Origin of the sequence: Candidatus Reidiella endopervernicosa (genome assembly GCF_013343005.1) — a bacterium.
In the GTDB taxonomy this organism is placed as follows: Bacteria; Pseudomonadota; Gammaproteobacteria.
In genome coordinates, this window is record NZ_CP054491.1 from 2,421,305 (window position 1) to 2,433,419 (window position 12,115).

General features: G+C 50.2%; 15 protein-coding genes. 1 reads left to right on the forward strand and 14 read right to left on the reverse strand.

Translation table 11 applies throughout. The features are described 5' to 3' along the window. Positions 1 to 72: 72 nt before the first annotated feature. From HUE57_RS13285 to HUE57_RS13335, 12 genes are all read right to left on the reverse strand, one after another. Entirely contained in the window at positions 73 to 618 is a 546-nt protein-coding gene (locus tag HUE57_RS13285) for a TonB-dependent receptor plug domain-containing protein (RefSeq protein WP_236860598.1), read from the reverse strand. 44 nt (positions 619 to 662) lie between these two features. Continuing rightward, positions 663 to 944 carry a hypothetical protein gene (locus HUE57_RS13290; protein WP_174673332.1) on the reverse strand — a complete coding sequence of 94 codons (282 nt, stop codon included), beginning with the start codon at positions 942 to 944 and terminating at the stop codon, positions 663 to 665. A gap of 31 nt (positions 945 to 975) precedes the next feature. Then, entirely contained in the window at positions 976 to 1,971 is a 996-nt protein-coding gene (locus HUE57_RS19700) for a TonB-dependent receptor plug domain-containing protein (protein WP_174673333.1), read from the reverse strand. A gap of 592 nt (positions 1,972 to 2,563) precedes the next feature. Continuing rightward, positions 2,564 to 2,989, reverse strand: a complete 426-nt coding sequence (locus tag HUE57_RS13300; protein WP_174673334.1) for a hypothetical protein — start codon at positions 2,987 to 2,989, stop codon at positions 2,564 to 2,566. A 385-nt stretch (positions 2,990 to 3,374) separates the two neighbouring features. Beyond that, on the reverse strand, positions 3,375 to 4,010 hold the full coding sequence (locus HUE57_RS13305) for a hypothetical protein (RefSeq protein WP_174673335.1): 636 nt from the start codon (positions 4,008 to 4,010) through the stop codon (positions 3,375 to 3,377). An 87-nt stretch (positions 4,011 to 4,097) separates the two neighbouring features. Next, positions 4,098 to 4,355: a WD40 repeat domain-containing protein gene (locus tag HUE57_RS20355; protein ID WP_420885690.1), complete on the reverse strand. Its 258-nt coding sequence runs from the start codon at positions 4,353 to 4,355 to the stop codon at positions 4,098 to 4,100. 1,436 nt (positions 4,356 to 5,791) lie between these two features. Beyond that, a complete protein-coding gene (locus tag HUE57_RS20360) occupies positions 5,792 to 6,133 on the reverse strand; it encodes a hypothetical protein (RefSeq protein WP_420885691.1) in 342 nt (113 codons plus the stop codon). Further along, entirely contained in the window at positions 6,115 to 6,642 is a 528-nt protein-coding gene (locus HUE57_RS13315) for a WD40 repeat domain-containing protein (RefSeq protein ID WP_174673337.1), read from the reverse strand. The genes HUE57_RS20360 and HUE57_RS13315 overlap by 19 nt, the downstream gene beginning before the upstream one ends. A 929-nt stretch (positions 6,643 to 7,571) precedes the next feature. After that, on the reverse strand, positions 7,572 to 7,856 hold the full coding sequence (locus tag HUE57_RS13320; RefSeq protein WP_174673338.1) for a hypothetical protein: 285 nt from the start codon (positions 7,854 to 7,856) through the stop codon (positions 7,572 to 7,574). A gap of 757 nt (positions 7,857 to 8,613) precedes the next feature. After that, on the reverse strand, positions 8,614 to 8,820 hold the full coding sequence (locus HUE57_RS13325) for a hypothetical protein (protein WP_174673339.1): 207 nt from the start codon (positions 8,818 to 8,820) through the stop codon (positions 8,614 to 8,616). 162 nt (positions 8,821 to 8,982) lie between these two features. Then, positions 8,983 to 9,381 carry a caspase family protein gene (locus HUE57_RS13330; protein WP_320416243.1) on the reverse strand — a complete coding sequence of 133 codons (399 nt, stop codon included), beginning with the start codon at positions 9,379 to 9,381 and terminating at the stop codon, positions 8,983 to 8,985. 139 nt (positions 9,382 to 9,520) lie between these two features. Further along, positions 9,521 to 9,739 carry a hypothetical protein gene (locus tag HUE57_RS13335; RefSeq protein WP_174673341.1) on the reverse strand — a complete coding sequence of 73 codons (219 nt, stop codon included), beginning with the start codon at positions 9,737 to 9,739 and terminating at the stop codon, positions 9,521 to 9,523. A gap of 304 nt (positions 9,740 to 10,043) precedes the next feature. Between HUE57_RS13335 and HUE57_RS13340 the strand changes: the two genes are divergently transcribed. After that, positions 10,044 to 10,307 carry a hypothetical protein gene (locus HUE57_RS13340; RefSeq protein WP_174673342.1) on the forward strand — a complete coding sequence of 88 codons (264 nt, stop codon included), beginning with the start codon at positions 10,044 to 10,046 and terminating at the stop codon, positions 10,305 to 10,307. A gap of 134 nt (positions 10,308 to 10,441) precedes the next feature. Here HUE57_RS13340 and HUE57_RS13345 read toward each other — a convergent pair whose 3' ends face one another. Continuing rightward, on the reverse strand, positions 10,442 to 11,056 hold the full coding sequence (locus HUE57_RS13345; protein ID WP_174673343.1) for a hypothetical protein: 615 nt from the start codon (positions 11,054 to 11,056) through the stop codon (positions 10,442 to 10,444). A gap of 438 nt (positions 11,057 to 11,494) precedes the next feature. Next, positions 11,495 to 12,115: a hypothetical protein gene (locus HUE57_RS13350; RefSeq protein WP_174673344.1), complete on the reverse strand. Its 621-nt coding sequence runs from the start codon at positions 12,113 to 12,115 to the stop codon at positions 11,495 to 11,497.

The following is a 12,115-nucleotide window of genomic DNA, read 5'->3' on the forward strand; positions in this document are numbered from 1 at the left end:
CAAACAGATTGCGTATCGATGTTGCTAGCTCCAGATGCTTGTGCCCTGTGTATCGCAATGTAGTATCGGCAATCAGATAGTCATCAACCGGTTCTCGGCTATCGCCCGACGCTCGAGCACGCTCACCAATCCAGTTAGCCTGCAGATTCCAGTTCCACCCCGGCAACAGCCCCCAATCTGCACGTAAATAGGCATCCTGCTCAGACTCCTGGATGGCCCGATACTCATTGTCATCTGGATTGCGAACGGTGTAGTTACCCGAGAGGCGCAGGTTTTAGTCGCCTGCAGCCTCGCCTCAACCTCAACGCCGCGAATGGTATGTTCACCAGAGTTCATATATTGGCGCTTGGAAAGCCCCATCACCGTCTGCGCACGGATAAAATCGGACTGCTGGAAATGATAGATATTGAGTCCTAGATTGAGGTTCTTCGTTGCCGCATAGCTAAATGCTAGCTCAAGTGTTTCTGAACGCTCAGGATCGAGATCAGGATTGGGCAGAGTGAAAGAGGTCTCAGCAAAGAGCTGCTGGAATGAGGGTGCTTTGAAGGCCTCTCCATACATCAGCTTGGTGGTGAATTTATCGGTACTCTGCCAGACCAGTGCCAGACGAGGGTTCAACGTGTTGCCAAAATCGGAGTATTGGTCATAACGGACACCTGCCGTTAGCTCCCAATCCTCCCCATGCTCCATACATCTTGAAGAAACAGATGACTAATGTTGCGTGCTTTCTCCGGCGCGAAGGCGTATGGCGAATCTGAGAGATCGACCAGTGGACCACCTGGTGGCAGCGGATTACCATCAGGACCCGTACCCATATTGATAAACTGTTCGACCAGGAAGAGATCTTGCCAGGTATGTCCCATACCTAAACGAAGTGCATGATCATCAATGCCCTTATAGAGGCCACTCATCTCAAATGAGACACGCTGTTCAGCTGACCGCATCTGGTTTATGACGCCGTCTGGATAGTCGCCATCAAAGGCGCCGGGGACGTTCCTGAAAGCCGTCGCCCGACGTGTAGTCGAGATGCTGATAGCGAAGCTCCGCATCAAGTCCCCAGTTTTCACTGAACAGTTCATTGGTATAGAGCAGGCTGGTATTAAAGCGACTATCGCTCGCCTCAGTAACTGGGTCTAGCACTCCGGCTCCCGTCAAACCGATCTCGAGATCGCTATGCTTCATATAGTCAACATTGACACGCCAGTTCGCTCTCGCAAGTGAGAAACGGAGATCCATGTTATTCCAGCCAATCTGGGCAGCGCCCGGCGCCAGGGAGACATTGGTTGCGAGTGATTGATCCTGAAGGGTCTGCCCATCGGCTTCGATATAAGGATCATGCCCATTGGTCGTGTAGAAATCGGCCGTAAAGGCCACATCGAATCCGCCCCACTGATCGCCATACTGCGCCCAGGCGTTATGCGTGTTAAAGGAGCCGGTACGCACCCCGATCTCCGAACGATCGATCTTGCCAGCGGTTTTGGTGATGATATTCACCACACCCGCAGAGGCATCAGCACCAAACAGGGCCGAACCGGGACCGCGAATAATCTCAACCCGTTCGATCATGCTGGTCGGCAATCCCTTCCAGAAGATGCCAAAGCCCCACATCAGGTCACTCATCGGCGCACCGTTCACCATCAGCAGCGTCTGACTGGCATTGGCACCACGGAACTGCACAAATGGCCTAAAGGCGAACTGATTAGTACGGATATGGATGCCCGGCACGCCCTCAAGCGCATCGACAATATTGGTCGCGCCCGTCGCTTTGATATCTTCTGCGGTAATGACTGTAACGACTGCAGGAGCCTTGGTAATGGACTGCTTGGATGCTGTGGAGATCGTGACCTCAAGGGCCATTAGCTCCTCAAGGCTTAAGGAGAGAAAATGGTCAAACCGCTCTTCGCTACTGGCATGAACAGCAAGTGTCTGCAGCAGGCAAAGTATTATTATTATCGGTCGATAGATGCTCATACTTACTCTAGAAATACGGATATATATAAATGGCGAATTGCACTCAAATTACCGCGCTTTCGCTATCAGATTAACGTCGATCACAACCTATTGTAGCCTACAAAAGACGCTATATCGGGGTTAAACTCCAACTTGCGCTCTCATTATAAAGCCGAGTTATACAGCCATTTGCCGAGTCACTGCAGAGCTGAAGTGAATGACCTCACCATCCTGCTCTATCACCCAGATATAGACAATACCTAGATACCCCATCCTAGAGCATATCTATACTTATAAACCCATATTCTACTCGCGGTTATTGAAGCGCCAAACCATCCATGAAACACTCTTAACAACAATCGCCAACAGAAACACCGAGGAAAACGGTAGTAGATATCGCCTTGGCCCCAAATAGAGCAGGCACATTGGAATTGTAGCGATTAGTGGCCAGCGCCAAACGTACAGACTCAGCCCTGATAAGCATCCAGATAAAACACACTACCAGCACGAGAACACAGCCAAGTAGGCGCACCAATATTAATGCCTGTAATTCCATCAGCTGCTCTCACAACAGATGACAGACGTTGTACCTCGTGATCTCATTGCACGTGCACTAATGGCAACTCTGAATCTCTACTGGATTGAACTGGATAACGCTCAATGAGTTGATCACCCTCGACTTTACGAAATCGAACAGGCCAGGGCGCTGTACGTTGAGCCGTCTGGCCGCCTGCTCAGTTTGAGAGGGTTTGTGGACTCGAACTACACCCCGCGTTCCACTGATCCTGCCACGCTTCACCTCATGATATAGGTCCGGAACACGCGCCACGCCATAGATTAACCACTCACCGACCTTAATCTCTCCATCCAAAGGAGCAGCATCGGCGCGAGTCTGCTCCAGCCCCTCTCGTAACAAGGCATAGGTCATGATGCCGTGGCCAATCAGATCACTCTCCAGCGCCACATTCTCAGCCTGGGTTGCCGTTAGTATCCGCATACCCTTGTTAAAGGCCAGCTGTCCGAAACCACGGCTACCCATCGGACCTGGCTTGAACCCATCACTCGACGCTGGCTGCAGAGTTACAGGCGTCGATAATCATCACCATCTCACCCGCATCAACATCTCTCAACCAGCGGCTCAGTTCATTGCCAGATATCGTTCGTTTCAACATCGCATCGGTCACTTCGCGTCTAGTACCGACACCGATATCCTCCGGAAAAGATGGAATACGCCATTCTCATCTGCATAGCCATGTCCCGAAAAGGAGAGAATAAGCGTGTCCTCAGGATTGGCACTACGAAGCGTTGCCAACTGGGGATATTGATCAAGCAACCGTTGATCGAGCCGATCACCAGCGAGCGCAGCAAGCACTGCCGACACCACCTCCTTTCTTGCTGATGACTCGCCCGTTCTCGATCCGAAATCAACGCAATTGGAACGACCGTTTCATACCGCCCGATACGGCGTAGTCGATCAATAAGCACACTCTGCATCGCCCTCGCATCTGCGGCAGAGTAACTGAGATCCCAGGCTGATTTTGGTGGCTATTCACACCGATACTAACCACATAGGCACGCGGTGCGCGTTTCTCAGAAGAGAGTTGTGGCTTGAAGGGGTAGTGCGAACTCACACCCTTAACGCCATCGTGATTAAAGGCATAGGCGCTGAATTTAATATCACTATTTCTGTCTGTTGGTATACGAACATCTTTGAATCTGAGCTCTGCTACACCCTCCTGCTTTAACTGCTCGTCATCCGACTCTAGTCCGTAGGCGATCAGTTGACCGTCTCGAAAAATCCGCAGGTCTCTGGCCCCTGAATAACGCTTCTCACCCGAACTAACACTCTTCACCTCAACACTTATATCGACAGAAGCAGGATCAGCACTTGAAGCTGTTATTGATGTAATTCGTGTAAGCGGCTGAAGACGATTCACCTCTGACACCAGCTGCACCGGTGTCATCGCTTCACCACCAAACAGCCTGACAAGTAGTCGGGGTTCAAAATACTCACGCAAGAAGATCTCTATTGGCAGCGGCTTCAGTGGCTCATCAGGCATTACCCAGGAGAGTGCAGGCAGATCACCGGGGCATTCGAAACGTAGCGACCGTCTGCTGCAACCACAGCCCAGTCACCATTTGAGAAGCTAAGCAGACTGGCAAGCAGGCGATTTTTGATAGATCCCAAATGCCGACACTACCGTCTGAGCTGGCCGACAGCATCCGCTCTCCATCTGTAGAAAACTGATCTCATTAACGCTACCACTATGATGATCGAGTCGAGTAATAAGTTGTCCGTCCGAGACATCCCAAAGCGATACGGACCGATCTTCTCCAGAAGTCGCCAATAGATTACCGTCGGGAGAGAGGCGGCTGTCGTGATATATCCTGGAGAATCTGCCCATCTCAACTGTTCTTTACTGGAGACCGGATCAATCAGTCGGTAGCTGCCATCGTATGTTGCATTGAGTAGTACTACTCCACCATCTGGAGCAGCCAACAACCAGTAGGAGTCTGATCGATAGCGTTTATCACTCTCAGGGTATCGTCTGGCGATCTGCCCCTGCTCCATATCCAGTACTATCGCCTCGTCGTGACTACTATTCCTAATCACCACATAACGGCCGTTAGCAGTGAACGCCATTTTGTCGAAATTGATGAATGCACCCGGTTGGGAAATACGTGAACGTGGCTTACCACTCTCCACATCCCAGAGAATCCCTTCGTCATGTGTCAGTGTGAAAACAGCCTTACCATCTGGTGAAAAGAGTGGTTCGGCACCCGCAAAACCAAGCGTAACGTCAGGAAAATGGTGGATAACACGCCCAGAATCGGCATCACGCAAAAGAGACCATCAAGCTCATTAGTAAGCAGATGTTGGCCATCAGGCGAGCTAACCACGTCATGTACCATTCTAAAATCAAAGCTACCTTCGCTAGGGATCAGTCTGCCCTGCTGCCCGCTATGAAGAGATCGAACGACAACGTTATTCCCGTCAGGAGAAACCACACGACTCTCACCCGAAACAAACTTGACCCGTTTTCGAAGCGGGTGTGCCAGACGTCCGACGACCCTCCGTTCGTAGGTCCCAGAACACTGCCTCTGTCAGACCATTCACCAGCACGAAGTCTCCGTTAGGCGAGAAGCTAGCGGAAACCACAGCACCAGACTGACCTGAGTACTCCTGCAACATCGATTCATCGCCGAGTTGCCAGAGCTGGGCTACCCCTGCGCCTCGCTAGTACCACCCGTACCGACAACAAGGTGGGGACTGTTCGGAGCGAATGGAGAGTATGTACACCCAGCCCCCACCCTGCGCACCCTTTATCTTTGGAAGCGTACGGATCTCGTTTCCACTTTCGAGATTTAGAATATGTGTCTCACCACTATTGTCCCCAAATGCCACTGTGTGGCCATCAGGTGATACTGCACTTGACCATATTTGCTTATCCTCAAAGTTCCACTGGTGTAGCTGTGTACCACTTTCCAGATCCCATACACTTGCTTCTCGATTCAGAGTTGTCGTGACGATCCTTTTCCATCAGGCGTTACCGCGATACGGTAAATAATATTATTCTGTGCAATCTCAAGGGTCCGCTGTACGACACCACTCTTAAAGTCATAGATACGCACTTTTCCGTCCCTATGAGCAGAGGAAAAACGTCTATTGTCAGGGAGAAGAGCGATGCCAAATACACCTTGATCTCTATCTAGTATTTCACCGACTCTTCGAATCTTTTCGCCCGTCAGCCCACTCAGGCAGTAATAAAACCACCATCTTCTGAGGCAGTCACAATCAGCTTTCCATCATCGACAACGGCGAGCGCATCAACCTGCGTATCTACATTAATCTGCAGGCGCTTTCTTCCCGTTTCGATCTCCCATAGACCGACTGTCCGTCATCACTGCCGGTTATGACGACAGAGTCATCAAATGCGAGTTGAAGGACGTTAATCTTGCCGAGGTTACCTGGGTGCGCTGAGATCCTACGAATGACACGCCCGCTGGAGGCCTCATTAATACTCACTACACCGTCAGCGCCGCCTGTCACAACCAGATTGCCATCAGCGCTGATGGCACTCGCGGTAACCCACCTGAATGGCCCAACTGCGCAACTAGTGACGGTTTTATCACCTGTTTTCTCTTTCCAGCGGCACTGGGGCATCAGCACCCGTATCGCCATCGATACTCCAGAAGCGCCCCGTGCTGTCTCCCCCACCTCAGCAGGTGTTTGCCATCTGGCGAATAGTCGAGTCCGTAGACACCTCCCTGATGACCGCTAAGGGTGGTAACCGGTTTACCACTTTCAACCTCTGAAATGAGGATCTCACCCTCATAACCGGCAGACGCAATAGTTGATCCATCAGGAGAGAAAGCAACATCTGTTACAAGGTTCTTGTGACCATCCAGACAACGCAACTGCTCTCCAGTATTGCGACCCCAGAGACAGACCTCATTATCTGACATCGCCGTGGCCAGCCGTTTTCCATCGGGTGAGAAACTCGCACCAATAAAGATGCCATCGCGCCGAATACGCAACAGGGGTTTTCCACTTGTTCTGCTGTAGAGGCCACCCTCGTTCGAACCGCCGAGAAAGATTGTTGTGGCATCGGGTGAGATCGCAATGCTTTCAAGCGAGGTGGCCGTATATGCAGGTTCACTTCCGGTCGGAACAGCCAGTAGGTCGAGCATAGAGACGACGGCACCACTACGTGCATCCAGTACCGTCGCCGACTTTGAGTAATCAGCGGCGACAACGAGAAACCGTCCATCCTCAGACCAGACAAGTTTTTGGCATTGATGTTCGTCTCAGTTACCCAGATCATCTGGCTACGCTGAAGATCGAACAGTGAAACCTTACCGTTGCTTGAGACTGCAACCTGCGCGAGTGAAGGCGATGGCGCCACACCATGAATTGAGGGCCACTTTTCACTAAACAGTGAACTGACATTAACCCGTCGTACCACTTTTCCTGTTGCACTTTCCCACAACAGAATCGTGAAGCCATCAAAGGTAAATGCCAGCTTACCGTCAGGGCTAATTCGCCCCTCCGTAACCATATCGCTATCGTGCCAGATGCTCTGCACTTCACCAGCATGCAGTGGTTGAAGCCAAACACCTATAGCCGTAACAAGCAGGGTAATAGCAGTAGGTATCGATTGAAGAGAGCCTTCAACAGTTGCATTCGCATATATATTTTGACCTTGCACGAAGCACCATTTAGTTGAACGCTGCTCTCTTCCAACTAAACAAACTCTACTTCTAGATTATTATTAGATATTTACTCAGATCGTGTAAGGCGTCCATTCAAGGATCACGTCTAGTTTTCCAATCAACAGTAAGGATCGATAGCTTGTCGGCAGTTGCACGTGATTTCCGCCCTGCACCCCGAGAAGTCCCCACACCAAATCCGGCGCTTTTCAAAGATCATGGACCGAACGATCTCCACCACGCTCGGCACTCGTATCACGATCGCGGAACACCTGCCTGAGCCAGAAAACCGAAATTTTCCAAAGGAGAGTCCGCTCGTGCCTGAGTCGCGATTACAATCAGCTGCTCACGCCCCACTGTCTCCGAGGCGTCAATCTCAATACCATCGATTACCAGCTCACTGCCAGCCTCTACGCGATTGATCTCACCATCGTAGGGAAGAGTGTCTGGATCGAATAGTCAGCACCGATAAATAGCACCGTGACGTCCTGCGCTGAACGTCGTGTGTTGCGTATCGTCAGTTCAAGTGAGTCACCATTGTAGAAGTTTGGCACGGTACCGAGCGCTATATCTTCTCGTTCACCACTATCGGCACGCTCTACGCTCATCCCAAGTTCAGTGTTAGCCGCATCACCACCGCGATTGGCAAGGCGCATCAGATTGCGCACCTTGGCGATTCTGGAGAGACTATCCATCAGCAGGCTGACGACCTTCGCATTATCACGTCCATCAGTCTGATTTTTGAGTAGGTACTACGCCACTCCGGCTCAAGTTCTGCAGTTGGCGGCAGAAGCCAGAGGCTTCCCTTCTCATCCGATTCGACGGCAAGGCGTAGGTCCGCCTGTTGTCCAGCAGCCACCCACTCAACTAACGCGCTACCCGTTATCAACTTGTTATCCCCAAAGAGGATTTCACTAATCCGTTTTCCAACAACCGACTTAAGTTGATCGTCTGCGGGATATGCAACACGGAGTGTGAAGTCCGTTTTGACTCAACCAGTCTTGCATAACCTCGCTTTGGCATCGATTTGATCGCAATCGCAGCGTTATCTGCATGCGCTGTAACTTCAATTTCGCTCGTAAGCATTCCGGAACGGGTAACCGTTACATAACCAATCACTTCATCATCTGCTAGCGCTTGTTGCGACAGCTAACACCGATCCTTTCGTGACCTCATGCAGCGTTCCGGCATACAGGGTTAAACGTTTTCCCTTGCGTTCGAACCGCCACTGTTGAGTCACTCCTGTTTCGATTCAGCACCAAATACTGGAGCATCCAGAGCCGTTCCCTCATAGAGCGGTGTTGTGGCACGCCACTGCATCGCACTGTAATCCTGCAAGACCTGCTGAATAACCTGACGATAGGTAGCACCGAGGAAAACGACTCAGGGTTTTAATCAAGGTATGGGTAAACAAGCCGTGCGGTTCACTCTCTGGATGATATCTAGGCAACATCATCTCCGGTGTCGTTTCAGTCGTTCGCGCAGCATAAAGGCCACAAAACCACCCGCCCCTTCATCGTCAGCCACCGGAATACCGTCGCTGGAAAGGTCATTTCCAGCAGTGCCGCCAGCACCTCGTGAACGCACTGATTGATAGGCACGCTGCATTGCAGCTGCCGGAATTTGAAGCGTATTGGGTTTAACATCTCTCATCCGCACGCTATCACCGCCCGTAGCGGCGCTGCGCGACATGGTGCCTGAATGACGCTATCAAAACCAACCAGACAAATGCACCGCGTGCACGTATAGAAGCCAGTGCATCACGCACATCGTCATCAACAAGTGCGTTCTCTACCGAGCCAATCTCATCGCTCCACGCCTTCACGTCTCGAGGCAGGAATATCTCATCGAGTCCATCCGTCTCATTATGTGACTGATCAACTGAGTAATGGGTTGCTGTGATCCATGACCCGCAAAATGCACGTAAACAAAATCACCTTTCTGTGAATCATTGGCAAGAGAGGCAAGCGCCTGTTTGATTGCGGCGGAGGTAGGCAGACCATCTGCACCCTCTACACCATCAGCAAGTACACGCATCTGTTTTCGATCGAAACCAGACTCGATAAGGAAGTCGCGTGCCAGGCGCACGTCGTACTTGGGACCTTCGAGCTGAAATTTTTCATCAAGATTTGGGTATTCTGAAACACCCACCAACAATGCATGCCGAGTCGATGCGTGGAGGTTTGTTGAGTATCGCGGCTGCAAACATAACAAACACAACAGTCAAACAGTGGCGAGTAGACTCTGCACCGCTCCTGACCTGCACGCGGACTGCAGCCTCAACCATATCCCTGCGATTCATTTCTGGATCCCTCGAATTATTATAAATAGGTGACTAATAGACAAACTGAAATCAGATTCAGATCGAAGTCAGCAATAGTTTCAATTCATCATTATTATCTTGTTCGATACCAAAACGTTCAAATATCACTTTTACACTGCTATCAATGTGCTGTTCAATAGGTATATTGATCAACCAGGAGTTCTCGTAGCGGGAGATGATCACCTCAATGCCATGGTCGTCGAGCTTAACTTCAAGCTGCTCGAGCCATACTTCAGGCACACCCATCCGTATCATCTGGCGTTTCTCGTCCCTCGCATTTGAGGTATATCCGCCATTGCAATCTCTACTCCTGATCATCTTGCTCAGTTGAGTGAAATGCCGTTAATGAAACGCCAACACTGAACATGAGTAGCAGTGAGACCAAAAGTTCCGCAAACCATATCCGTAAGTTTCCAGTTAAATACTCAGTCATCATCGACTCTCCTTGACTGGTCAAAATCGCAGCCAATTCACCCAGGCACTATCAAACACCGGCAATCGTCAGGCGTAGTTTTCACCCAAGCTACAAAAACCGGGGAGTCGCTATTTTTGCGAAAGTTTGTTTTGGGCATCCAAGCCCAAGCAAACAGCAAAACTTAACGCGACCGTTTATGCCTGCGGCGCCCGACCGTCCTGCGTACGTTGCGTAATCACCTCTTCGAGGCTCTACACAACTCCCTCAGTGACTCTACGCCGACATAAAGCCGCTGCTGCATCTTCTTCGTCGTCCGCTCGCGCTCTCAACTACGAATATGCAGACGGCGTCGACTATCGGGGACTAACCGCCCTCACTTCGCTCTCCATGGCGGTCAGCGGGGGTTAATGCAAATCACATTAACCCCTCCGAACATCTGTTTTGACCGCAGTCTCAAATATTAGTTAGTGAAGAGTTCATAGGCATTCCAGACACGACCCAGGTTATGTATTTCAACCCTGAACGTACCAGTCCAGGCGGGGTCAGGAGCAGTACATGGTATCTGTACGATCACTGTCGGTGCATATCTCATTGTCATTATTGTCGTAGACATAGAGATCGAGATCGGTATCACCATCACCCTTGATGAGAATCTCTGCCTTCTCTTCTCCCTCAAACTTAATACGGAAGATATCTACATCTCGTGCCTTGATACGATCTTCGTGGCCACGCACACGCCCCTTTACTCGACCACGCGACTTCATACCTTCAACATCTCGAACCATGGCCAGTACTGTTGGGTTATCGCCAGCCATCTCTTTGGCGCGTGCCAGCATTGCATCGGCCGTACCGCTATTCGCGCTTGCCTTCTTGTCACTATCATCGCCACCTTTGCTGCTCTTGGCGGCCTCCATCTTATCTGCGCCACCCACACTCTTCTTCATCTTCGCAGCCAGTACAAGAGCTACCGCATCGTTATTTGCATCGCCGTAGGCAGCAAGCTGATCTGCAAGTGCGAGCTGTGTTACGGATTGTGAAGACTCGCTAGAGGAAGCCTTACCCGAATTACTACCCTTTTTATCCATACCAGCCAAGCTCATACCCGAACTCATACCCAGTACAATAGAGACCGCTACTACAACTATGCTTTTCTTCATTTTTCATTCTGTCTTCCTTTCTTTATATGTGGATTATTTCCGTGCTTACTGTCTATAACGGACAACGTGGCGGCAGTGAACATAACTTTTTCTCTACAATTAAACCCTACCAATCACTTGGTTTTACACCTATTTTTACTTGATCATACTTATAAAAGGCAGACCAAAAGTGACTGTAAATGGTCTGTATTTATAATTTTATCGTAGCCAATTTGACTCAAGCATTCCGACATATTGATTGTTAATAGCGATAACCTTGCTTGTTTCTCGATCATAAAACAGATGGTAATAGGTCGTTATTGCTAGTATTTTTGCATCACGCGAAATCACTTTCGCAGTATCACCATCACTTCGATACACCGTGTAGGTGTACTTGGCATCGCGCTTCAACATTCCAGACTCAGCCAGAGCAAGATCCGGACGTGCATTAACATGACGCTAAACAGGTATACGATACCTGCCAGAAGAAAGCACTAAACCTGTCCATCGCCATGGTGTACGTTCACCTTGCTCAAAGATCAAATGCTGTCCAAGCCATGCTGCAAGGAATACGACGACACCATAGGCGAATACCATCACCGCGCTGAGCACGACATTCTCACCAATCGTCAACCCATTAAAGGCGCGTACGACGAGAAAAGAGACGGCAACAATCAGGACAACAACCAACGCAACCATAGCAATAACACGAAACCGCCTACGCTCAAGGCCAAACAGAACTCTTTCGCCAGATCGCAGTTCATTCTTCTCTGCCCAGACAGACTCACAACGGTCGACAACCACCACAGCCACCACAGCCACCATGTATCCGGCAATCATAGAGACAATCATCAGTATCGCCTTGAGGAAGGTACTTACGACTGCCCATTGCCGCCACCACTGATACATAAAGTCATAGAAAGACGAAAAGCGGAATATATTGATGTCGAATTGATTAAAGAACGCCCTCTCATAGACATACCCGACCGACGAGGTCAGTAGCAAAACGATTGCACCTAGCAACGCTGGGTGACCAGACAACCAGCCCACAAACTGATGAATAGGTCTCTTCTCATTCAT

Excerpts from the sequence above, each read along its gene's own strand:
- HUE57_RS13290 (WP_174673332.1), bottom strand. The coding sequence starts at position 944 with ATGCGGTCAGCTGAACAGCGTGTCTCATTTGAGATGAGTGGCCTCTAT.
- HUE57_RS19700 (WP_174673333.1), bottom strand. The coding sequence starts at position 1,971 with ATGAGCATCTATCGACCGATAATAATAATACTTTGCCTGCTGCAGACA.
- HUE57_RS13300 (WP_174673334.1), bottom strand. The coding sequence starts at position 2,989 with ATGGGTAGCCGTGGTTTCGGACAGCTGGCCTTTAACAAGGGTATGCGG.
- HUE57_RS13305 (WP_174673335.1), bottom strand. The coding sequence starts at position 4,010 with ATGCCTGATGAGCCACTGAAGCCGCTGCCAATAGAGATCTTCTTGCGT.
- HUE57_RS20355 (WP_420885690.1), bottom strand. The coding sequence starts at position 4,355 with ATGGGCAGATTCTCCAGGATATATCACGACAGCCGCCTCTCTCCCGAC.
- HUE57_RS20360 (WP_420885691.1), bottom strand. The coding sequence starts at position 6,133 with ATGGCGATACGGGTGCTGATGCCCCAGTGCCGCTGGAAAGAGAAAACA.
- HUE57_RS13315 (WP_174673337.1), bottom strand. The coding sequence starts at position 6,642 with ATGCTCGACCTACTGGCTGTTCCGACCGGAAGTGAACCTGCATATACG.
- HUE57_RS13320 (WP_174673338.1), bottom strand. The coding sequence starts at position 7,856 with ATGGATAGTCTCTCCAGAATCGCCAAGGTGCGCAATCTGATGCGCCTT.
- HUE57_RS13335 (WP_174673341.1), bottom strand. The coding sequence starts at position 9,739 with ATGATACGGATGGGTGTGCCTGAAGTATGGCTCGAGCAGCTTGAAGTT.
- HUE57_RS13345 (WP_174673343.1), bottom strand. The coding sequence starts at position 11,056 with ATGAAGAAAAGCATAGTTGTAGTAGCGGTCTCTATTGTACTGGGTATG.
- HUE57_RS13350 (WP_174673344.1), bottom strand. The coding sequence starts at position 12,115 with ATGAATGAGAAGAGACCTATTCATCAGTTTGTGGGCTGGTTGTCTGGT.